Annotated in this window: 16 protein-coding genes; 15 read left to right on the forward strand and 1 reads right to left on the reverse strand. The window is 67.2% G+C overall.

The genetic code is table 11. The annotated features are described in order from the left end of the window. Nucleotides 1–23 precede the first annotated feature (23 nt). The 5 genes from AC3WL7_RS19645 to AC3WL7_RS19665 are packed head-to-tail and all read left to right on the forward strand — an operon-like array spanning nt 24 to nt 7,248. Nucleotides 24–284 carry a PAAR domain-containing protein gene (locus AC3WL7_RS19645; protein WP_079222202.1) on the forward strand — a complete coding sequence of 87 codons (261 nt, stop codon included), beginning with the start codon at nt 24–26 and terminating at the stop codon, nt 282–284. A 39-nt stretch (nt 285–323) separates the two neighbouring features. Beyond that, nucleotides 324–1,757, forward strand: a complete 1,434-nt coding sequence (locus AC3WL7_RS19650; protein ID WP_492752627.1) for a hypothetical protein — start codon at nt 324–326, stop codon at nt 1,755–1,757. A gap of 15 nt (nt 1,758–1,772) precedes the next feature. Beyond that, nucleotides 1,773–5,480 (forward strand): type VI secretion system membrane subunit TssM, encoded by a 3,708-nt coding sequence (tssM, locus tag AC3WL7_RS19655; protein ID WP_492752630.1) that lies wholly within the window; start codon nt 1,773–1,775, stop codon nt 5,478–5,480. Then, nucleotides 5,477–6,460: a type VI secretion system-associated protein TagF gene (tagF, locus tag AC3WL7_RS19660; RefSeq protein ID WP_079222199.1), complete on the forward strand. Its 984-nt coding sequence runs from the start codon at nt 5,477–5,479 to the stop codon at nt 6,458–6,460. The genes tssM and tagF overlap by 4 nt, the downstream gene beginning before the upstream one ends. Nucleotides 6,461–6,462: 2 nt before the next feature. After that, nucleotides 6,463–7,248 (forward strand): OmpA family protein, encoded by a 786-nt coding sequence (locus AC3WL7_RS19665; protein ID WP_234458371.1) that lies wholly within the window; start codon nt 6,463–6,465, stop codon nt 7,246–7,248. Between the two features lie 58 nt (nt 7,249–7,306). Here the strand turns inward: AC3WL7_RS19665 and tssA are convergent, their stop codons facing one another. Beyond that, nucleotides 7,307–8,365, reverse strand: a complete 1,059-nt coding sequence (gene tssA / locus AC3WL7_RS19670) for a type VI secretion system protein TssA (RefSeq protein WP_079222198.1) — start codon at nt 8,363–8,365, stop codon at nt 7,307–7,309. A gap of 236 nt (nt 8,366–8,601) precedes the next feature. On the opposite strand from tssA, the gene AC3WL7_RS19675 reads away from it, so the two are divergent. The 10 genes from AC3WL7_RS19675 (at nt 8,602) to AC3WL7_RS19720 (ending at nt 21,723) form a co-directional block, all read left to right on the forward strand. Further along, entirely contained in the window at nt 8,602–11,364 is a 2,763-nt protein-coding gene (locus AC3WL7_RS19675; protein ID WP_492752634.1) for a type VI secretion system Vgr family protein, read from the forward strand. A 5-nt stretch (nt 11,365–11,369) separates the two neighbouring features. Then, complete coding sequence (locus tag AC3WL7_RS19680; RefSeq protein ID WP_492752635.1) at nt 11,370–11,909, forward strand: Ivy family c-type lysozyme inhibitor; 540 nt, start codon at nt 11,370–11,372, stop codon at nt 11,907–11,909. Then, nucleotides 11,906–13,360: a hypothetical protein gene (locus AC3WL7_RS19685; RefSeq protein ID WP_079222196.1), complete on the forward strand. Its 1,455-nt coding sequence runs from the start codon at nt 11,906–11,908 to the stop codon at nt 13,358–13,360. The genes AC3WL7_RS19680 and AC3WL7_RS19685 overlap by 4 nt, the downstream gene beginning before the upstream one ends. Before the next feature lie 25 nt (nt 13,361–13,385). Continuing rightward, nucleotides 13,386–15,554 carry a hypothetical protein gene (locus AC3WL7_RS19690; RefSeq protein ID WP_492752637.1) on the forward strand — a complete coding sequence of 723 codons (2,169 nt, stop codon included), beginning with the start codon at nt 13,386–13,388 and terminating at the stop codon, nt 15,552–15,554. Nucleotides 15,555–15,568: 14 nt separating this feature from the next. Continuing rightward, a complete protein-coding gene (locus tag AC3WL7_RS19695) occupies nt 15,569–16,150 on the forward strand; it encodes a hypothetical protein (protein ID WP_313142103.1) in 582 nt (193 codons plus the stop codon). A gap of 65 nt (nt 16,151–16,215) precedes the next feature. Further along, entirely contained in the window at nt 16,216–16,707 is a 492-nt protein-coding gene (locus AC3WL7_RS19700) for a hypothetical protein (RefSeq protein WP_492752639.1), read from the forward strand. 65 nt (nt 16,708–16,772) lie between these two features. Continuing rightward, nucleotides 16,773–17,309 (forward strand): hypothetical protein, encoded by a 537-nt coding sequence (locus tag AC3WL7_RS19705; protein WP_492752641.1) that lies wholly within the window; start codon nt 16,773–16,775, stop codon nt 17,307–17,309. 58 nt (nt 17,310–17,367) lie between these two features. Further along, nucleotides 17,368–17,928 carry a hypothetical protein gene (locus AC3WL7_RS19710; protein WP_492752643.1) on the forward strand — a complete coding sequence of 187 codons (561 nt, stop codon included), beginning with the start codon at nt 17,368–17,370 and terminating at the stop codon, nt 17,926–17,928. 163 nt (nt 17,929–18,091) lie between these two features. After that, nucleotides 18,092–20,863, forward strand: a complete 2,772-nt coding sequence (locus AC3WL7_RS19715; RefSeq protein ID WP_492752644.1) for a type VI secretion system Vgr family protein — start codon at nt 18,092–18,094, stop codon at nt 20,861–20,863. Further along, nucleotides 20,860–21,723 (forward strand): DUF4123 domain-containing protein, encoded by an 864-nt coding sequence (locus AC3WL7_RS19720; RefSeq protein WP_492752645.1) that lies wholly within the window; start codon nt 20,860–20,862, stop codon nt 21,721–21,723. Before AC3WL7_RS19715 ends, AC3WL7_RS19720 begins: the two co-directional genes overlap by 4 nt. The last annotated feature ends 15 nt before the right edge of the window (nt 21,724–21,738 follow it).

Here is a 21,738-nt window from a genome sequence, read left to right on the forward strand (position 1 = left end):
CATGGAATCAAGGAGTGTGATGGATGGCACGACCGTTTATCGTCGTCGGGGACAAGCTCAGCCACGGCGGCAGCGTGGTCGCTGGCACCGGCCAGACCGACATCAATGGAAAGGCCGTGGCGCGTGTGGGTGACCGCGCCGCGTGTGCCATGCACGGTTCAACGACCATCGTCAGCGGCGATGCCACTGTCATCATCGACGGACAACCGGTAGCGCGCGACGGCGACCGCACGGCGTGTGGGGCGACGCTGGTCGCTTCGCAGGCCGTGACGGGCCTGCGCTGAGCGGCGGTTGAGGGAGCATCGCATGGAGCACGGCAACTGATGGCAGGATGGCTGGGCAGGGCGGCGTCGGTGGTGATGGTCTTCATCGCCACCTGGGGCGCGACGATCCTCTATTGGCGCAACAGCGGCACGGTGCCTACGGGCATGCAGATGCTGGCCTACCTCGGGCTGCTGCCGGTGGGCCTGAGCGGTGCAGGCTTCATGGTGCGCGGTGCGCTGCGGCGTGGTGTCGACAGTGCGCTTGAAGCGCCGGCCGCCACGGATGCGGCGACCCCGCAGGGTGATGCAGTGAAGGAGCCCGGCGTAGCGGTGCCGGCGTCGGTGGCTCTGCTGGCCGGCAGCCTGAAGCTGGGCATCGACCTGGAACCGCAGGCACTGCTGGAAGTGGCCGCCGCGCCACCCCGGCCGTCGCTGGACGGGCGTTTTCGCGACAACCACAATCTGCCTGTGCGGATGAGCGCAGCGCCCGACCTGGACGAGCTGGAAGTGCTGCAGGTGCGGCAGGATGGCATCGATACGGCTGCGCATGAGCGCCGCGCGATGACCCTGCTGCAGCCGGTGCTGGAGCAGCTGCTGGAAGCAGTCTACGCAGCGCTGCCGGAGATCGTCGCATCCGAGGAAGTGGTGGTGGCCGGCCTGCGCCGCCGCGACGAACAGCGCGTGGAGAACGTGCTGACTATCGAACTGCTGGTGCCGGGCCGCTGGTCCGATGCGCTGCGGCCGTGGGTGCAGGAGTGGCTGCTTGGGCAGGCGCGCAAGGCCGGTATCGACGCGCGGCGGTTCGACGTGCGCGTCACGACACTGGACGCGGCGCGCGAGGTCTGGCCGCACGCGCAGCGGGTGATCGATGCCCTTTCTGCGTCCCCCGTGCCGCGTTGGCACCTTCTGCTGGCGGCGTCGTCATGCATCGATTCCGATGTCGTTTCGTCCTGGCAGTCCGCGGGTGTACTCGCTACGGCGCAGAATCCCGACGGCCGTGTACCCGGCGAGGGTGCAGCCGGCGTTCTGCTGGCGACCCTGGCCCAGGGGCGTGAAGGCGATGGACGCCTGTGGCGGCCACAGCTGGTGCGTGCCGAACAGATCGAAGGGCAGCGCCCGGCGGAACAGCGCCGCCAGCTTGCCGCCCTGGCGACGCAGTGGCAGTCCGGCCTCAGCGCGGGCCGCGCACCCGTGCAGTTCGTGCTGCATGATGCCGACCACCGTGGTGATCTGATGGTGGATGCGGCAGCGATCACCGCTTCGCTGTCGCCCGACCTGGATTTCAGCCCGCAGAGCCTGGCCGTGGCGGTCAGCGCCGGTGAGCTTGGCCCCGCCCTGCCGCTGGCGCAGTTGGCCCTGGCCCATGCGCAGCTTCAACGCAATGCCGAGCCCGTGCTGCTGCTGGGCGTGGCCGACAACCAGCAGCGCCTGTTCGGCGCGGTTGATCCTCTTTCTTCCCCCATGCCTGCGGCCGATGCGTCGCTGGCTTCCTGACCCCTGGACCCCTGCATGAGTTTGAGCAATTTCAGCTACTACCTGCGTGACTACCGCCTCTGGCTGGTGGTCGGCCTGGTTGGTGCCGCGGCGCTGGCGCACTACGGCGAGGCCGAAGCCCGGCAGATCGGGATCTGGGTGGCGATCGTGCTGGCAGGCCTGCTGGTGCTGGCGCTGCTGGTGTGGATCATCAAGCGGATCCTGGCCCGCCGCGCTGCCAAGCGCGTGGAGGCGATGGTCAAGGACGAGGCGGACAAGGCGGTGGCCGGTGCGCAACCCGCGCAGCGTGCCGATACCGAGGCCCTGCGCACGCGCATGATGGACGCGGTCAAGCAGATCAAGTCCTCGCGGATGGGCGTGCTGAAGGGGAGCGCGGCGCTGTACGAGCTGCCCTGGTACGTGATCATCGGCAACCCGGCGGCGGGCAAGAGCACGGCGATCCTCAATTCCGGCCTGCAGTTCCCGTTCGAGGACAACCGCGGCAACGTGGTGCAGGGCATCGGTGGCACGCGCAACTGCGACTGGTACTTCACCACCAACGGCATCGTGCTGGATACCGCAGGCCGTTACTCGGTCAGCGTTGAAGACCGCATGGAATGGCTGACCTTCCTGGGCCTGCTGAAGAAGAACCGTCCGCGCGCGCCCATCAACGGCGTGATCATCGCCGCCAGCCTGGCCGAGCTGTCCGGCAGCAAGCCGGAGTTCGCCATCGAGCTGGCCAAGAACCTGCGCCAGCGCGTGCAGGAAATCACCGAGCGGCTGGAAGTGTTCGCGCCGGTGTATGTGCTGTTCACCAAGGCCGACCTGGTGGCCGGCTTCAGCGAGTTCTTCCATAACCTGGATCCGGCCGAGCGCGAGCATGTGTGGGGCGCGACGCTGCCCTTCGACGTGCAGCAGCAGGGCGACGCGCTGAATGCGTTCGACAGCCATTTCGATGAGCTGGCCGAAGGCATCAAGGAAATGAGCCTGACCCACATGGCGATGCAGCGCGGCCGCGACGTCTCGCCGGGCCTGCTGTCGCTGCCGTTGGAGTTCGTGGGCATCAAGCCGGCGCTGCGCACCTTCATCGCCACCCTGTTCGAAGACAACCCCTACCAGTTCAAGCCGGTGTTCCGCGGCTTCTACTTCTCCAGCGCGCTGCAGGAGGGCCGTTCGGTGCACCATGCATCCGAGCGCGTCGGCCGCCAGTTCGCGCTGCAGCGCGGCTCGAACGTGGACGAAGCACCCACCGGGCACACCGCGTTCTTCCTAAAGGATCTGTTCCGCAAGGTCATCTTTGCCGACAAGGAACTGGTCCGGCAGTATTCGAGCCCGCACCAGAACCGCCTGCGCTATGGCGTGTTCCTCGGTGCCGTGGGCGTGCTGGCGCTGGCGCTGGGCCTGTGGACCTGGTCCTACACCACCAATGCGCAGCTGGTGGCCAACGCCACCAAGGATCTGGACCAGGCCGTGCGCGTGCAGAAGGACCGCATGGACCTGAAGTCACGCATCGATGCACTGCTGCTGCTGCAGGACCGCATGGAGCAGCTGGACCGCTATGGCAAGGAGGGCGGCATCACCACCCGCCTGGGCCTGTACCAGGGCACGGCCATCCGCGAAAAGCTGCTGCGTGAATACAACCACGGCATGCAGCAGGTGATGCTGGCGCCGACCGTCTCCAACCTGGAGAACTACCTGGGCCAGGTGGTCGCCGAGCGCGACAAGCTGGGGCAGGGCACGGGTGCCGCCGCCGACAGCGAGGTGCTGTACCAGAACGCATCGCCGACCAGCACCAACGACGCGTACAACGCGCTCAAGACCTACCTGATGCTGGGTAACCCGAAGTATGTGGAAGGCGCCCACCTGTCGCAGCAGTTGACCCTGTTCTGGCGCACCTGGCTGGAAGCCAATCGTGGCCAGATGAGCCGCGAAGAGATGGTGCGTGCTGCCGAGAAGCTGATGACCTTCTACGTGGCGCAGTCGGGCAAGCCCAGCTGGCCGCAGGTGCAGAACAAGGTCACGCTGGTGTCCGATACCCGCCAGGCGCTGGGCCAGGTGATGAAGGGCCAGCCGGCGATGGAGCGCGTGTATGCGCAGATCAAGGCGCGCGCCGGTGCCCGTTTCGGCACCACCACCGTCGACAACCTGATCGGCGTGGAGCGCAACGGCCGCCTGATCAATGGCAGCTACGCCATTTCCGGCGCGTTCTCCCGCAAGGCCTGGGAAGACTATGTGCAGGACGCGATCAAGGAAGCGGCCAACACGCAGCTGAGCACCACCGACTGGGTACTGGGCACCACCGAGCAGAGCGATCTTTCGCTGGCGGGCAGCCCGGAGCATGTGTCGCGCGAGCTGGTCAACCTGTACAAGAACGACTACGCACGCGAGTGGAGCAAGTTCGTGCAGGGCCTCAGCGTGGCTGAGTTCAGCACCTTCGACGAGGCCGTGGCGCGCATCAACAAGCTGGGTGATGCGACCAATTCGCCGCTGCGCATCCTGCTGGAGCGCATCAACGAGGAGACCGTGTGGGACAACCCGGCCGCACTGGCGCGTTCGACGAAGGCACGCAAGGGCTTCGTGGCGTGGTTCCAGCGCACCGTGCTGCGCAAGGATCCGGCCGCGACGGCCGCAGCGCAGCCGGTCGGCCCGATCGGCAAGGCGTTCGAGGGCATCGCGCGGCTGACCAGCGAGCGCGGTGACCAGCCGGCCATCATGACGGCATACTTCGAAACCCTGGCCAAGCTGCGCGCCCGCCTCAATGCCATCAAGAGCCAGGGCGAGATCGGCGTGGGCACCCGCAAGCTGATGCAGGACACCTTCAGCAACGAGGGGTCCGAGTTGAGCGTGGGCCTGGCCCTGGTCGACGAGCAGGTGCTGACCGGCCTGGACGAGAAGCAGCGCGCCGCCCTGCGACCGCTGCTGCTGCGCCCGCTCACCCAGACCTTCAGCGCGCTCATCACGCCGACCGAGGACGAGGTGAACAAGACCTGGAAGGCCCAGGTGTACGACCCGTTCAAGGCGCGCATCGGCCAGCAGTATCCGTTCAACCTGAACTCCGACGTCGATGCCGCTCCGAGCGACGTGGCGGCTGTGTTCGGCGCCAGCGGCAGCATCGCGGCGTTCAACAAGGAAGCCCTGGGTTCGCTGGTGATCCAGCGCGGTCCGCTGCTGGAGACCCGGCGCTGGGCAGGGCAGGGCGTGAACCTGTCGGCTGACCTGGTCGCCAACTACGGCAACTGGGTCAGCGGTGCGGCAGCGGGCGCGGCTCAGGACACCACGGTGTTCGAGATCCTGCCGGCGCCTGCAGCCGGTGCGCTGGAGTACACCATCGAGATCGATGGCCAGGTGCTGCGCTATCGCAATACGCCGCCGCAGTGGACGACCATGCAGTACCCGAACGTCGGCCAAGTGCCAGGCGTGAAGATCACCGCGGTGACCGGCGATGGCAGGACGGTGGAAGTGTTCAGCGCGCCGGGTTCGAACGGCGTCAACCGCTTGATGGGTGCTGGCCAGGTCGAGCGTCTGGATGATTCCAGCCGCATTACCTGGACGGGCAATGGCGTGTCGGTGCCGGTGGAGATGCGCATCGTGCGTCGTGCCGGTGAAGCCGCCGAGGGTGGTGGCGACTGGCAGCGCGGATTGCAGTTGCCCGAACGCGTCGCCGGTGGCGCGCCTGCTGCACCGGCGGCCCCCACTGCTGCACCGGCAGCGGCGCCGGCTCCGGCCGCAGGAGGCGCACAATGAGCCGGGTGGTCAGTGCAGGCGTGTCCTATTTCGGCAAGGTGCCCTCGCGCGGCGATTTCGTCCGCGCGGCCGACAACCACCAGTTGCTCGGCTGGCTCGACCGCTGGGCCGGGGAAAGCCTGGAGCTGCTGAGCCAGAGCCCGGACTGGAAGCAGCGCTACGACGAAGCGCCCGAGATCCACTATGCCTTCCTCGGCTCGCGCAGCAAGATGGTGCTGTGCGGCCACTTCCTGCCCAGCCGCGACGCGTCCGAACGACGCTTCCCGCTGTTGTCGGCACTGCGGCTGGACGCGCCGGAACCGCTGCCCTTCATCGGCCGCAGCCCGCTGGCGATGTCCAACGCCTGGTCGGGCCTGGCCCGCCTTGCACGCCAGGCCTGCCAGGACAGCGATGCCGCACAGGCGCTGGCGCAGCTGGCTGATGCGCGTTTCAGCATCAGCACCGATCCCAGTGACTACAACGGCAGCTTCCAGGATTTCCTGGAAAGCACCACGGTCGCCGACCTCGAACAGCGGCTGCGTGATTCCGGCCACGGTGACGTGGCACTGCGGCAGGTGCTGCCGGCCTTGGGGTTGCTGCTGCAGCCGGTGCTGAGCGGGGGCGACGTCAACATCGACAAGGCGCTGGTGTTCCCGCTGGTGCGCGACCCGGCCTATCGCCCGCTGGTGGCGGCCTTCTGGCTCGACCTGCTGTCCAGCTTCGTCGCCCGCGGCGACTTTGAACTGGCCGTGCTGATCCGCAACGACGCAGCGCCCAGCATGATCGTCGGCTTCAACGGTGCCGACCGCCAGGTGCTGCGCGCGGTGCTGGACCCGGCAGAGGCCGGCGATTTCCTGATCCGCACCCAGCATTCGGAATGGGTCGACGACTACATGCGTGGCGACTACAACCTCAATCGCTTTGGCAGCTTCCTTGACCGTGACGATCTGGCCCTGGCCACCGCACGCAAGCTGTTCGGCGAGACTTTCCTGGGAACCTGATGATGCGCGTGTGCAACCCTCTCCACTTCATGCTGCCGCTCCTGCTGGCGGCTGCACCGTTGGCCGCGCAGAACACCGCCGCGGGCGCGCCTGCGGCAACCGAGCGTCCGGTGGTCATCGAAGGTGTGGTGCCTGACCAGGCAACCAAGGCCAAGCTGTTGAACAACCTGCGTGCGGTGTACGGCGCCGACCGCGTGGTCGACCGGATCCAGGTGGAGACGATCGCGACCCCGCCGAACTGGGGCGACTACGTCTCGGGCATGATCAACCCGGGCCTGAAGCGTGTCTCGCCCGGCAAGCTGGAAGTCAATGGGCAGTCGGTGCGCATCACCGGCGAGGTCGGCAATGAGGCGTTGCGCCAGCAGGTCGCCAGCGACCTCAGCCTGGCCAGCAATACCAGCTACACGGTGACGAACGCCCTGAAGGTGGGCTCCCAGCAGAACGTGCTGGACCAGACGCTGGCCAACCGCATCATCGAGTTCCAGAGTGGCAGTGCCCGCCTGACCCCGTTCGGCATGGGCATCCTGGATGAAATGGTGGCCAAGATGGCGCAGATGCCGGACAGCCGGTTCCTCATCATCGGCCACACCGACAACGTGGGCCAGCGCGAGTCGAACCTGGCGCTGAGCCACGGGCGCGCGCTTGCGGTGAAGAACTACATGATGGCCAAGGGCATCCCGGGCAGCCACATGGACGTGCTGGGCAAGGGACCGGACGAGCCGGTGGCCGACAACACCAGCAACGACGGCCGCGCCCGCAACCGTCGCATCGAATTCAAGATCCAGTAAACGCAGAAGGATCGGGTATCACCCGATCCTTCCGTTGCGGCGGTGCCCGGAGTGGAGGTCAATCCTCCGGGTTCACATCCAGCATTTCTTCCATCTGCTCCAGCGTGCTGTGGTCCTTGATGACCCGCTTGAGCCAGACGTGCAGTGGCATTTCGCCCCAGCGTGCGGCTTTTTCGGCCAGGTAGGCGACCGGGCTGTGCGGTTCGGTCCGGCGGAAGAACTCGGCCACCTGCCGCAGCTGCTGCAGCGCCTCCTTGCGTGAGGCCGGAGCGCCGGCCGGGCCGCGGCTCGGTGCGACGGGAGCCGTGTCGAACGACGGGCCATCATCGGCAAATGCGGTCTCGCTGAACGCGTCGTCTGCAGGCAGGGTTTCGCCATCGAGCAGGACGCCTGCCTCGCGCGCGAAGCGCAGTACGGTGCGCTGCAGGTGCTCCAGTTGTTCGCGGACGGCGCTGAAGCTGGGGCCATCCAGCCCGAGCCGGTTGTCGACGGCGGCCTGCAGCTCGGCCAGGGCCTGGCTGCAGTCCGGCAGGTCATCGGCCATCTGCCGATAGAACCCGTGCTGGGTATCGCGGCGCGCCGCATTGAGGATGTCCAGCCCCGGGCGACCGTCCTCGTCCTCGCCACTGTTGGCGCGGGCGTGGGCGTGTTCGAAATCGGCCAGGCTGAAGCGGCCCTGCGGTGCCGCAATGATCGGGACGGCGCGCAGCCACTGCAGGGAATTGGTCAGCAGCCAGCTCAGGTTGCCGATGCGTTCTTCGAAATCGCCGTCCGGCGCCTGCGGGTGCACATCGTCCCAGAAGCGGTCGCAAAGGCCGGCGGTGACCCGGTAGCCTGCTGCCAGGCCCTGGAAGCCTTCCAGCTGGGTGGCTGACTCGCTCAGCCAGCCTGCCAGGCGCAGGTCCTTGGTTCGCGTCTGCAGCAGGTCGCTGGCGTCGCGCAGGACGCTGCTCCAGTCGGCGTATTTGATGTCGGTCTGCCACGCGCCCTGATCCAGGGTCGGGTCGTCGGCACGACGGTTTTCGATGATCCGGTCAAACTCGGCGGAGAACGACAGGTCTTCACCGGTCGGGGCGTTGTCAGAAATCGGGGCCAGCAGGGCTTCCTGATCCAGCATGGCAGGTCTCGTTGAGGACTGGGATCGATTCTAGCCCGCGCGTGTGAACAGCGCGCCGGTGTCCGCTGCAACCAAAGCGGCCTTGAGTGCCCGTTCCGTCAATTATGTGACGCAATACCCAGTTTCATGGGGGCGCGTCTGCCGTGATATTGACGCTCGCATTGTTCTGCTAGCATCGCCGGCTGGAAATCGACGTGCCACGTGAGTGGGTCGACGTTTTTTACTCTGGAATTGGCATGGATCAGCTGAATTACGTGATGACGCCAGTCGCCGGGCTCGGTGATGCGCAGCGTTTGTATCGACTGGAGAACGAGGCGCTGGCCGCCTGCACGGTCGAACGCTGGCGGGGGCGTGATGCACTCTGCGAGCACGCCTGGACCGAGGTGACCCTGCTGGGCACCGATGCGGGCATCGACCTGGCGGAACTGCCAGGCACCCGCGCCACCCTGGTGACCCGCTGCGCCGATGGTGGTGAATGGCGACGCAGTGGCCTGGTTGCGGACGCGGCCTGCCTCGGCAGCGATGGCGGCCTGGCCCGTTTCCACCTGCAACTGGTCTCGTGGACCTGGTGGCTGCAGTACGCGCGGCACAGCCGCGTGTTCCAGGAGCAGGGCATCCGCGAGATCGTCGATGCGGTGCTCGGCGGCCACGCCGCAGTCGCCCGCTGGCGGTGGGCCGAGGGCATGGACGCATTCTTGGAGCAACGCGTGCGCAGCTACTGCGTGCAGTACCGCGAGAGCGACCTGGATTTCCTGCAGCGCCTGCTGGCCGAAGAAGGTCTTGGCTGGCGGCTGTACGCGGATGACGAAGCGCCCTGCGGCAATGGCATGGAAATCTTCGCCGACAGCGTCGACCTGCCGGAAGATGCGGCCAGTTCGGGTGCCGGTGTGCGTTTCCACCGCAGTGATGCGACCGAGTCCAGCGACAGCGTGCAGGCCATCGGCCTGCATCGTCGCCTTGGCAGCACCGTCGTCAACCTGCAGAGCGACGACTACCGCCAGGTCCGTGCGCTGGCCGGTCAGGCGCCGATGGACGGTGGCGGCAGCCAGTCGCCGCGCGAGGATTTCGATGCGGTCGGTGCCTACGCCTTCAGCGATGCGGCTTCGGCCTCGCGGCAGGCCCGCTTGCAGGCCCAGGCCCGTGAGGCCCACAGCCGCAGCTGGCAGGGTCGCGGCACGGTCCGTGGACTGCACTCCGGGTGCTGGCTGCGCCTGCAGCAGGCGCCGGGCGCCACCCCGCCGGAGCTTCTGCTCGTCGCGGTGGACCATGCAGGCATCAACAACCTGCCGACCGATCTGCGACGCAGCCTGGAGGACGCGCTTGGCGTTGCACCGGGCGATGCGCAGGATGCACCGCTGTGGGCACAGGCCGAAGCAGTGGGATATGGCAACACCTTCCAGGCCGTGGAGCGCACCACGCCGTGGCGTCCGCAGCTGATCGACGGCACCGGCGCGCGCCTGAATCCGCGTCCCACGGTGCCGGGTTACCAGACCGCGGTGGTGGTGGCCGGCCAGGGCGCGGGTAGCCGCGACCTGCATGCCGACAGCCACGGCCGTGTACGCGTGCGCTTCCATTTCCAGCAGGCGCAGGGCGCCGGCGTGCAGGACAGCGCATGGTTGCGCGTCGCGCAGCGCTATGCAGGCCCGGGCGTGGGCAGCCAGTTCCTGCCGCGCATCGGCCAGGAAGTGCTGGTCGGCTTCCTGGATGGCGACATTGATCGTCCGCTGGTGCTCGGGGCGCTGTACAACGGGCGCGGCGAAGCGGGCGTGGCGCCGACGCCTGCAGGTGCCAATGGCGAAGGCGACCTGTCCGCCTACGGGCAGGCCGCCGATGCACGCAACAGTGCACAGGCCAACCTCAGCGGTGGCCAGGCGCCGGCGTGGCATGCCGCAGGTGCCGGTGACCAGGCGCATCGCCACGGCGGCGCGCTCTGGGGTATCCGTTCGCGCGAGTGGGACGGTGGCGAAGGCAGCAACCACCTGCTGTTCGATGATTCCAACCAGCAGCTGCGGGCCCAGCTGGCCAGCAGCCAGGAAGTTTCGCAGCTGACGCTCGGCCATCTGCGGCACCAGGCCGACAACTACGTTGGCAGCCTGCGCGGCACGGGTTTCGAACTGCGCAGCGATGCGTGGGGTGCGGTGCGTGGTACTGCCGGGGCGTGGTTCACTGCTTATGGCCGTGGCGGCACCACCCCCGCTGGCGAGGCCGTGCAGCCCTCGGCGCTGCTGACGCAGCTGCAGACGCTGGGTGAGCGCTTTACCCAGGCGGCCCGCACGCATGTGACCAGTCCGCTGGCGATGCAGGAGGGGGCGCGCGGCATGAAGCGCTCGCGGATGGTGCAGACGCAGGCACCACTGGCTGCGATGTCGGCAGCCGCCCGGACCGTCGTAGCCGGAACGCAGTACGCCGCTGGCGTGGCGCAGGCACCGCAACACGGTGCCGAGCCCGGCGAGGGTCGTATTCCCCACAGTGGCGCCCCGCTGCTCGGGATGGCGGCGCCTGACGGTGTGGCGCACGTCGCGGGGCAGAGCATCATGTGGAGCAGTGGCGAAGCGCTGCTGCTGGCGAGCGGCGCGCATTCGGACACGACGGTCATGGGGCAGGCCCGGCTGCACGCAGGCCAGTCGCTGGGCCTGTTGGCGGCTGCTGCCACAGGCGCGGGCGGGACCGCCGCTGCCCTGACCCTGGTGGCGGGCACCCGCGAGATCGAGGTCCAGGCCCAGAGCGATGCCATCCGCGTACAGGCGCGAGCCGGCCTGCGCGGCGCGAGCGGCCAGGCGCATGTCGAGCTGGCCGCAGGCAAGATCCTCCACGTCGCCACTGCGGGGGGTGCCAGCATCACGGTGGCCGACGGCAACATCGTGGTCAATGCGCCTGGCTCGATCACCGTGCATGCGCAACGCAAATCCTTCCTCGGCCCCAGCAACACCAAGAGCGAGCTGCCGTCGTGGGTGCTGGGTGACATGAAGCAGAAGCGGATCATCGGTTTCTCGGGATGAACACAATGAAGAAGATGCTGTTTCTGCTGCCGCTGTCGGCGGCACTGGCATGGCAGTGCGCTGCTGCCGCGCCCCTTGCAGATACCTCCCTCGATCTTCCGCAGCCAACGTGCGCGGAGCAGCCTCTGGCGACGTATCTGTTTGCGTTGGTGGGCAAGGGAAAGCCGGCCCCCGATGGCTGTGGCCGCAGCAACGCCGACGTGACCAGGGCGTTCGACACGCTTCTGGCAGAGGTGCCCGCCGACGCGGCGCCCCGCTTGAAGGAGCGGCTGCTGACCGGCCCCAGCGCAGCGGGGAAGCCGCTGTCGATCGATGCGCAGACGTGGTGGCTGTACTCGGCCTGCCAGGCACATGCGTGCGGCACGACGCAGCTTGCCGCGCTGTACGACCCGGCCCATCGGCACATGGTGGGTCGGCTGACGCTGAACTGCGAGGTTCGCTGGCTGGGGAACCCCTCCGATGCACAGCGTGCGGCGCTTGATGCCCGGATGCCGGCGAATCTCGAGATGGTCCGGCGGCTGGGCGAGTGTGGAGACGCGCAATGAGTGCAGGAAATCTCAAGGCGTTCCTTGATGCCGTCGGCTTCGAAGAATCGAGCGGCAACATCGGCATCATCAACAGCTACAACTACATCGGCAAGTACCAGTTCGGTGAAGAAGCGTTGATGCAGCTGGGGTATTACAAGACCACGGCCGAGATCAAGCTGAAGCAGGAGTGGAAGGGCCACTGGACGGGCAAGAATGGCGTCACCAGCCGGGAAGTGTTCCTGGCCAGTGAGGCGATGCAGGACAAGGCCGGCGAGGAGTGGATGCGCGAACTCTGCCGCCAGGGCCGTTACTTCGGTACGACCAAGTTCATCGGCCAGACCATGAAGGGCTTCGTGGTGACCGAGTCGGGCATCATCGCGGCCGCCCACCTGAAGGGCTACGGCCCGGGCAAGCCGGACAAGAAGACCGGGCAGTGGAAGCGACCGGCCGTGCTTGCATTCCTGCGCACGGGTGGCGCCGAGGATGGCACCGATGCCTATGGCTCGAGTGTTTCCAAGTACATGAAGAAGTTTGGCGGCTATGAGCTGGGCTGCTGTGCGCCGGTGGAGGCGCAGACCACGTGGATGTATCCCTTCCCGCGGCAGGGCAAGAGTGATGCCTTCGACGGTGCGATGTACCTGGGCCTTCCTGGCCAGGAAGAAGGCGCATTGGCACGTGTCGACGACGGCTTCTTCCCGGTGGGCGCCAGCGGGCTCTGGCACGGTGGCGTCCACTTCGATGCGGGCAGTGGCACGGTGCTCGACCAGACGCAGGGCGTGCGCTGCATCAAGGATGGCGAGGTGGTCGCCTATCGGATCGATGACCGCTATCCGGAAATCACCTTCCCCCAGGTCCAGCGCAAGGCGCTCTACGCGAAGGGATTTGTGCTGGTGCGGCACACCCTGAAGCTGCCGGCCGATGCCAAGGCGAAGTTCGAGGCTGCGGACAAGGCCGCGAAGGAAGAACAGGACAAGAAAGCAGCGCCGAAGGACGCGGCGGCTGCACCCGCAGCGCCGGCAGGAACGGCCGCTGCAGCGGGTCCGGCCAAGGCCGCGGCACCGGCGCCTGCCACGAAGACCTCGAAGGATGCCAAGGATTCCAAGGATCCGAAGGCCGCCGCCGCCGATGCCCGGCCTGAGCCCGGAACCGAGCTGACGTTCTACAGCCTCTACATGCACCTGATGGATTTCACCGGCTACCAGGAGGACCGCAAGCGCGCACGCCCGGGCTTCTGGACGGAAGGCAACGAGTTCGTCGTCGGTGAAAAGGCCAAGGACGCGCAGGAAGTACCGCCGCCTCCTGCGCCGGTGCAGGCCGCAATCGATGAGGACGACCACATTGGCTGTGACTGTGGTGGAACGTCGGGCGAATCGGGTGATGTTGCCGACGCGCTGGAGCAGTTGGGTTGGGGGCCTGGCCAGATGAAGGAATGGGACAACGTCGTGCAGGAGGCACATTCGGATGACTGATGCAGCGCCCGCGCCGATCATCGGCTTGAACATCCGCAGCGAAGCCAGCAGCCGCTCGACCCGGTTGGGCCTGCTGCCGCGCGGCGCACGGATAACCGTGAAGAACCGCAAGGACAAGTGGGCGCAGATCGATCGGATCCTCGAGGGTGATGTCGTCCCGGTCCGGCCCGGCGAGGCCGTGGACCCGGCGGCGAAGCAGGGCTGGATATTCATGCCCGAACTTGACCCGGGTCCGAAGCAACCGGTCCAGCGGGACAAGGTGGTGATTCCCGAAACGCCCATCGCCATCGGCGCTGGCGCGTTGCTGGGGCATGTCGGCGAGTATCAGCAGTACGTGGATGCCCAGCCGCTGCCCAAGCGCGGCACCCGCCCCTTGATGCACCTTGAGGTCTTTGCTGGCAACGATCTTCCTGTGTTCCTGGCCAAGTCGCGCAAGTACGCCTCGCTGCTGCCTCCGGGAACGGGAAGCTTGTTCGTGATCGAGAAGGGCGCGAGGCTGAAGAAGGAAGCCACGCCGGACGGCACGATGGAGCCGGATCCTTCGCTCATCCAGCTCAAGGATTCCGGCTTGGGCGCGTGGACGCTCGTCCAGCGCTCGGAGCTGAAAGTATTCGAGCGCAAGGCGCTGGGTGCCTATTCGGCGAGCAGCAAGAGTTACGCGAACGCAAAGGATGGGCATTTCACCGGCGTTTTCGTCGGCCCTGCCGATACGCAGCGCACGCAGTCCGAGAAGGAAGCGAAGAAGCACAACTATCAGCGGCGCGAGATGCGGATGCCGCTCGGCGAGCCGTTCTGGATCCTTCGCAAGGATCTGCAGATGTGCTCGGCCGGCGGAATGAAGTGGTGGAAGAAGCACCCGCTGCGCACCGACGGTCCGGATGGCGAGCCTGTGGGCCTGGTGCGGGTCATGTCCCGCGCCGAACTGGAGCGGCTGCCTGCGCCGAAGCGGGCGCTGGACAGCGACGGCAAGGCCTGGTGGGAAATCACGGCGATGGGCGAGAAGCCCGGGAGTTTCGTCTCCGGCTGGGCCTGCGAAGCGGGCCATGCCAAGGTGGGCTGGCAGTCCCCCTGGGCGTGGCCGGGCTTTGAGACGGTGGAAGAGGGCAGTATCCAGCCGGTCGACATGATGGCGGCGACGCTGGTGAAGATGGGCGTGTTGAAGGCCCACGAGGTGACCGACCACCGCATGCGTGCCGACAAGGTCGAGCGCAGCGCGCTGGTGCAGAAGCTGCACGCCCTGCTGGACACCGACGGCAACGGACACATCAGCAAGGCCGAGCTGCAGGCGGCAAGCAAGCAGCCCCTGCTGGCCCAGGCGTTGAGCCGGATGATCGTCCGTTACGAGAGTGAGTGGGGCGGCGAAGACGCCAAGTGGGACGAGCTGGACCCGCTGATGCTTGATGGTGCCGTGGAGTGGAACGCTGAGAAGCTGCGCATCCAGAACCTGCGGTGGTGGAAGGACGTTTCACCGAAGGTCAAAGGCTTCCCCGGCGCGCCGGAGGTCTTCCACCTGCACCCGATCGGGCTGCTGAACAATTTCTATTCGGCAATGGCCACGGCCAACGCCAATGCAACCCCCAGCAAGGATGCCAGCTACAACGGCGAACGCGAGAAGAGTGGTGCGCAGTGGCACAAGCGCTTCATGCAGAGCAACAAGGTTGCCGATCTGAAGGAACCCTTCAAGTCGAACATCACCCGCTTCCTGGCGGCACTGGATGCGGCGGGCGTGTCAGTCAACATCAACACGACCCTGCGTCCCCCGCAGCGCTCGTACCTGATGTACTACGCGCGTGAGATCGTCAACGGAATGGATCCGGCCAAGGTGCCGGCATTCGAACCGCAGAACGGCGACGCGCCCGTGAACATCGACTGGCAGCACCTGGATGCCAGCGGCAAGCCGGACCTGAAGGCTGCCAAGCAGGGCGCCAAGGCGATGGATTCCGCGTATGGGGCCGCCGGGGCGATCGGCAAGCCTTACCGGTCCAACCACAACGGCGGCGAAGCGATCGACATGCGGCTGACTCCCGCCTGGGGCGTTGGCAAGACCGTGAAGAAGGCCGACGGCACCAGTGTGACGATCGGTGGCAAGCGTGACATCATCGATGTCGGTGCCAGTTACAGCGTCCTGCATTGGAACTATGACGGCAAACCGAAGAAGATCGATGATCCCCATTGGTCCAAGACAGGCAATTGACGATGGCAGGATTCATGATTCGAGCTGGGCTTGTTGCCGCAGGGCTGGCACTGGCGGCCGGCTGCCAGGCGCAGCCTCCGGAAGTGGGGGGCTGGCGCCGGGTCTCCGACAGTGATCTCGAGCAGCAGTTCCATTTCTCCATGCTGCCGCGTGCCGCAGCCGCCGGAAGCCGCTGGGCAGTCTATGACGCCAAGGCCGGGAAGGTGGTGTGCTGCCTGTCGGTGGAGGGGAGCGAAGTCAGCGAGACCGATCTCCAGGATCGCTTCAACATTCCGGGGCCGTGGGTCACCGACCTGACCAATGGCTGGAACGTCGACGCGGCGCCCTATCGCCCGCACGTGCAGGTACTGAAGGTGCAGGGCGCCCTGGGCAGCTACACCTTCAAGGAAGAGCGCGAGGCGGCGGGTGGATTGCTGCTGCCGGCCGACGCGCGTGCAGTGGATGCGAAGACGATCGAACTGGGCGGCGCACGCTATACGGTCGAGCGTCGCGACACCTCGCTGGCGGACGATGATGGCGGCGTCCAGACCTACACCCTGAAGCCTGCAGGGGGCGGGGCAGCGCTCAAGGTTGAAGTCCCATTCGGCACCTATTAGGCCTCGATCGATGCGGCCATCATCGGCCGCGTGGCGCGCTGGGGGCGATGCTTGTGCTCGGCGTCATGCTGCCACTGGCCGCCTTCGCCCAGGCGCCTGTTGATGCGCAGCGGGGGGGCGATCCCCCTCCGCAGACGCGGGCGTCGTCGCACGCCGGTGATCCGGACAATACCGGGACGCTCTTCGACGGATTGCTCGATTGTGCGCCGAAGGGCTGGTATCTGGATGCAGGCCGCCCCGTCAATCCCTACCTGGCCAAGCATGCATCCGAGCCCTGCGAACGCGATGCAGCATTCGGGATCGCGTACTTCTGCCTGAACGCTGATTTTCATGGAGTTCCGGTCTACCGGGTGGTGGCCCACCTGGGCACGGCGCCGACACCCATTGGCGTACTGATCGACCTGCCGCTGGATGAAGCACGATCGCGCCTGCGCAGGTCGCTGGGCACGGAATTGCGGAGTGGCACAGGCAGCAGGCCGGGCCGGACCCCGGTGCTGGGCCCGCAGGGTGATGACACGCGGAAATCGCAGTTGATCTGCACGCCCGACTGGGCATGATCAACCCCTGGGATGCGCGCGGGAGGTGTGAAGTGAGTGCTGATGGAAACAGCGGACTACCGGCAATGAGCCAGGCTCGCCTGCGCAGGCATGCCTTTGGGATCGCGTTGTCCGGCATCGCCTGCCTGGCGGCAGCGTGCAGCAACGCCGGCCCGTCGAGCGTGCCGGGCAACGCGCCGTATGCGGGCGTGGTGATGAGCTACCCGCACTCGGGCTGCTCCTACACGTCCAGCCCCGTCGACTTCTGCGATGCCGCGCACCGCACGCAGATCGAGGAGGCCATCCGCACGCAGGCGCCCAACTTCAAGACGCACTACATCCTGGCCCAGCTTGAGGAGCGCAGGGAGTACTTCCAGCGCTCGATCGTGCTGATCGACAGCCGGGACGGAACGGTCTACCCGCTGCCGATCGATGCATTCAGTGGGCCACTGGTCAGCAAGGAGGGGGCACGTGAGTACGGCAAGGTGGAGACCTCGCGGCAAGGCGACACGTTCTGCGTCAGTGGTGCACTGCTGGTTTATCGCGCTTTTGAAGAAGGCCGCTTCTGTTTTGGCTTCGATGGTGTGCGTTTTACCGGGCACACAACGCAGTACATGCAGTAGCACTTCAGCCGGCAGTGATCGCCGCCGTCATGGTTGGCAACATCGCGCCCAGCGCGTGATGCTGACCGGCCTGCTTCCTGCCATTGCCGCCTGCAGCGGAACGCAGGGTCCGCCAGGCCGCGCGACCATGACGGCAACAGCGGATGAAGCCGCATTGGCCAACGAAGATCCGGCGGCCACGGTGGGAAATGCGCGCTATGCCGGCACCAGGATGCTTTCCCCTCATTCCGGATGCTCCTTCCTGAGCAGTCCGGTCAACTTCTGTGATGATCGACATCGCGCCCTGATCGAAAGGGTGATCGCCGAGCGACAGCCGAATTTCAACGGGCGCTACATCGTGGCGGAACTGGAGGAGTGGCCCGAGTTCTTCCAGCGCTCCGTGGTGGTCATCGACGCCAGCACCGGCATCGTGTATCCGTTGCCGATCGATGCGCTATCCGGCCCTTTGTCCGCGCATGGGCGATCGGCGACGTATGGAACGGTGGAGACGTCGCTGGATGCGACGCAGTTCTGCCTGGTCGGGGCGGTGTTGGCGTACCGCTCCATCGCTGATGGTCGATTCTGCTTCGGCTTCGATGGTGGGCGTTTTACCGGGCACGTCACACCGTACATGCAGTGAAGGATCAGCTGCGGTATCTGCCCAGCAGGTCCATCGGAATGTTTGTTCCGCGTGAAGGCGTTGACGTGCGCTGTCGTTTTCCATCTGTTACCGTCGGCTGGCAGGGGGAGGAACCGCGCGCCGGGGAGCGGTGCGCGGCAACAGTGGGAACGCCATGGAAGCGATGCGCAATCTCATGGTGCAGGCGGCCGGTCTGGATGCTGGCAGTCGCCTGTTCCGCTTGGATCTACCGGATCTGCCAGCCGTGGTGGTGGATGCGTGGCAAGGGCACGATGCGTTGTCCACGGGCCGGCACCTGCAGGTGGATGTGCTGTCGCTGGACGCTGCACTGCCGCTGGCCGATTGGCTGGGGCAGCCGGCCAGCCTGTACGTGCGCCAGGCCGACGGCCAGGACTGGCCACGCCACGGGGTGATTGCCGCTGCGCAGTGCCTGCAGGCCGATGGCGGCCTGGTGCGCTACCGCATCACCCTGCGCGACTGGACATGGTGGCTGGACCAGGCGGTGTGCAGCCGGGTGTTCCAGGACCAGGACGTGCGCGCGATCGTCGATGCCGTGTTGCAGACGCATGCGCCGCATGCGCACTGGCGCTGGAGCGATGACGTGGATGCGTTGCTGGCGGCCTCGCGGCCGCGCAGTTTCTGCGTGCAGTACCGGGAATCGGACCTGGCCTTCGTGCAGCGCCTGCTGGCCGAGGAGGGCGTGGGCTGGTGCGTGGAGGAGGTGGCCGATGCACCGGCCGGGCACGGCGTGCTCTTTTTTGCCGATTCGACGCTGCTGCCGGAATCGGCGGCCTCGCAGGCGCGGGACGGGATCCGTTTCCATCGTGCCGATGCCACCGAGGACGATGATGGCGTGCAGCAGCTGGGGCAGCAACGGCGGCTGCAGAGCACGCGCGTGCAGCTGCACAGCAGTGACTATCGCAGCGTGAGCTCGCTGACCGGGCAGCTGCCGCTGGAGGGCGCCGGCGAGGGCCTTCGCGAGGACTACGATGCGGTGGGTGCCTATGCATTCGCCGATGCGGCGGAGCTGGAGCACCATGCGCGGCTGATGGCCGAGGCGCGGGAAGCGCAGGCGCTGCAGTGGCAGGGGCGCGGCAGCGTGCGCAGCGCGGATGCCGGCCATGCCTGGGCGCTGACCGGCCTGCCGGGTGATCTGCCGGCCGAGCTGCTGCTGGTGGAGGTGACCCACGCAGGAGTCAACAACCTGCCGGTGGACCTGCGCGAGTGCGTGCAGGTGCTCCTGGGTGAGGCGGCAGAGCCCGACCCCCTGCAGGACGCAGCGAAGCGGCACGGCTACGTGAATGCGTTCAGCGCCGTGGCGCGCGACCGGCGCTGGCGCCCGGTCCTGGAGGATGGCACCGGTGCGCGACGCAATGCGCGGCCGCTGGCGCCGGGCTACCAGACCGCGATCGTGGTGGCTGGCGCTTCAGCATCCAACGACCTGCATGCCGACGCGCTGGGACGGATCCGGGTGCGGTTCCATTTCCAGGGCGATGATGGCGGTGCCGACAGTGCCTGGCTGCGCGTGGCGCAGCGCTATGCGGGGCCGGGCGTGGGCAGCCAGTTCCTGCCGCGGATCGGCCAGGAAGTGCTGGTGGGCTTCCTGGAAGGCGACATCGACCGCCCGGTGGTGCTGGGTACGCTGTACAACGGGCGCGGCGAGGCGGGCGTGGCGCCGACCACGGCCGGTGCCAGCGCCGAGGATGATCTGTCGGCCTACGGCCAGGCGGCCGATGCACGCAACAGTGCACAGGCCAACCTCAGTGGTGGCCAGGCGCCGGCTTGGCACGCGGCGGGCAGCGGCGACCAGGCGCACCGCCACGGCGGCGCGCTGTGGGGTATCCGTTCACGCGAGTGGGAGGGCGGCGAGGGCAGCAACCACCTGCTGTTTGATGATTCGAACCAGCAGCTGCGCACGCAGCTGGCCAGCAGCCAGCAGGTCTCGCAGCTGACGCTGGGCCATCTGCGGCATCAGGCCGACAATTATCTGGGCAGCCTGCGCGGACAGGGCTTTGAACTGCGCAGTGACGCATGGGGTGCGGTGCGCGGCACGGCCGGGGCGTGGTTCAGTGCCTATGCCCACGCCGGTGCGTCGCCGGCGGGCGAGGCCGCGCAGCCGGCAGCGCTGCTGCAGCAACTGGTGGCGCTGGCGAAGAGCTACAGCGTCGCGGCCGGGACACACCGGACGGTGCTGCCCGCGGCGGAGGCCGGGGTGCAGTCGACGCACCGATCACGTTTGGATGGTGCGCAGTCGCCCTTGCCTGTGCTGTTGGCCAGCGTCCGCAGTACCGTGCCCGCCGAGGCGCTTGCAGAGGCCTCCGCGGCCGCGAGCCAGCGCAGCAGTCGGGCGGGGGAAGGCGTGGTGCCACATACGGGCGATGCCGTGCTGGGCCTGTCGTCACCGGCGGGCGCGGTGATGGTGGCCGGCCAGGGGTTGCACTGGGGGCAGGGCGAGACACTGGTGCTGGGCAGCGGCCAGCACAGCGATGCCGTGGTGATGGGGGATGCGCGCTGGCATGGCCGGCAGGCCATCGGCGTGCTGGCTGCGGCGGCCACTGGCGCCGATACGCAGGCACCGACGCTGACCCTGGCCAGCGGTGAGGCAGTGCTGGATTTCAAGGCACAGCAGGATCAGGTTGACGTGCAGTCGCGGCAGGCGCTGCGCGCGGCAAGCGCGCAGGCGTCGGTGGAAGTGGCCGCCGGTCGTACCGTCCAGGTTGCGACGTCCGGTGGTGCCAGCATCACCATCAGCGCGGGCAACATCGTGGTCAACGCACCCGGTCGCATCGCCGTGCACGCCGGGCGCAAGTCGTTCCTGCCGGGCGGCAGCGGACGCTATCCGCTGCCGGTGTTTCCGCAGTCGGTCTGCAAGGAATGCCTGTTGCTGGCTGCACAGCGGGCCGCGCCGCTGACGCCCAAAGGGGGGGCGGCGTGATTCCGGACTGGCATTTCCCGCCGCTTGATCTGCCGCCGCTGGAGGAGGGCCTGCAGCGCTTCGTCCTGCTGGACGGCGCGCAGTGCAACCAGCCGGTGCAGCTGCTGCGCACGTTGCCGTGGGCACCGCTGCCACTGTTCGATGGTCTGCTGGCCGATGGTGCCGACGATGCCAGTGTGTTCCTGGCCCGATTGCCGCGCGGATTCGAGCATGACAGGTTCCTGCAGCGGGCCGCCTCGCAGGGGCGTTCGCCCGGCATGCTCAGCATCCTCGAGACGAGCCTGGACGCCCAGCAGCTGCAGCAGCGCCTGCAACGGCGCCTGGATGCCAGTTATCCGAACGGCAAACTGTTCCTTGCGCGCTTTTTCGATGCGCGCGTCCTGCCCTGGTGGGTGCAGGTGCTGGACGAGGCGCAGTGCCGCGCGTTCCTGGCGATGGGAGAGCGTTGGTGGTACCTGCGCCATGACCTGCAATGGGCGCACCTCGAACTGGAAGACGCGGCCCTGGACCCGCACGACCCGCCCTGGGTGCTGGAGGCACCGCAGCGGCGTGCGCTGATCGACGCCAGCTACCCCTATACGCTGATCGACCATTTCCAGCTTACCGACCCCGAACTGCTGGCGCGGCTGCCACGGGCGCGCTGGTACACCTTCTTCCGGCGCGTGGTGGCGACGGCTGCGGCGGCCGGCATCGAGGACAGCCGCCGCGTGGTGATGGTGGCGACCTGGGCACTGCTGGCCGGCAGCGATCTCGGCGAGGATCCGGCCTGGCAGCAGCGCCTGCAGGATTTCGCCAGTGGCCGGCGCAGTGCGGCCGATATCGGCGATGAAGTGTGGCCCCTGGAAGAAAGCTGGGATTGAACGGAGCGAGACCGC

It is taken from the genome of Stenotrophomonas sp. FW305-3-2-15-E-LB1, from assembly GCF_058787375.1.

Excerpts from the sequence above, each read along its gene's own strand:
- AC3WL7_RS19645 (WP_079222202.1), top strand. The coding sequence starts at position 24 with ATGGCACGACCGTTTATCGTCGTCGGGGACAAGCTCAGCCACGGCGGC.
- AC3WL7_RS19650 (WP_492752627.1), top strand. The coding sequence starts at position 324 with ATGGCAGGATGGCTGGGCAGGGCGGCGTCGGTGGTGATGGTCTTCATC.
- tssM (WP_492752630.1), top strand. The coding sequence starts at position 1,773 with ATGAGTTTGAGCAATTTCAGCTACTACCTGCGTGACTACCGCCTCTGG.
- tagF (WP_079222199.1), top strand. The coding sequence starts at position 5,477 with ATGAGCCGGGTGGTCAGTGCAGGCGTGTCCTATTTCGGCAAGGTGCCC.
- AC3WL7_RS19665 (WP_234458371.1), top strand. The coding sequence starts at position 6,463 with ATGCGCGTGTGCAACCCTCTCCACTTCATGCTGCCGCTCCTGCTGGCG.
- tssA (WP_079222198.1), bottom strand. The coding sequence starts at position 8,365 with ATGCTGGATCAGGAAGCCCTGCTGGCCCCGATTTCTGACAACGCCCCG.
- AC3WL7_RS19675 (WP_492752634.1), top strand. The coding sequence starts at position 8,602 with ATGGATCAGCTGAATTACGTGATGACGCCAGTCGCCGGGCTCGGTGAT.
- AC3WL7_RS19680 (WP_492752635.1), top strand. The coding sequence starts at position 11,370 with ATGAAGAAGATGCTGTTTCTGCTGCCGCTGTCGGCGGCACTGGCATGG.
- AC3WL7_RS19685 (WP_079222196.1), top strand. The coding sequence starts at position 11,906 with ATGAGTGCAGGAAATCTCAAGGCGTTCCTTGATGCCGTCGGCTTCGAA.
- AC3WL7_RS19695 (WP_313142103.1), top strand. The coding sequence starts at position 15,569 with ATGATTCGAGCTGGGCTTGTTGCCGCAGGGCTGGCACTGGCGGCCGGC.
- AC3WL7_RS19700 (WP_492752639.1), top strand. The coding sequence starts at position 16,216 with ATGCTGCCACTGGCCGCCTTCGCCCAGGCGCCTGTTGATGCGCAGCGG.
- AC3WL7_RS19705 (WP_492752641.1), top strand. The coding sequence starts at position 16,773 with ATGAGCCAGGCTCGCCTGCGCAGGCATGCCTTTGGGATCGCGTTGTCC.
- AC3WL7_RS19710 (WP_492752643.1), top strand. The coding sequence starts at position 17,368 with ATGCTGACCGGCCTGCTTCCTGCCATTGCCGCCTGCAGCGGAACGCAG.
- AC3WL7_RS19715 (WP_492752644.1), top strand. The coding sequence starts at position 18,092 with ATGCGCAATCTCATGGTGCAGGCGGCCGGTCTGGATGCTGGCAGTCGC.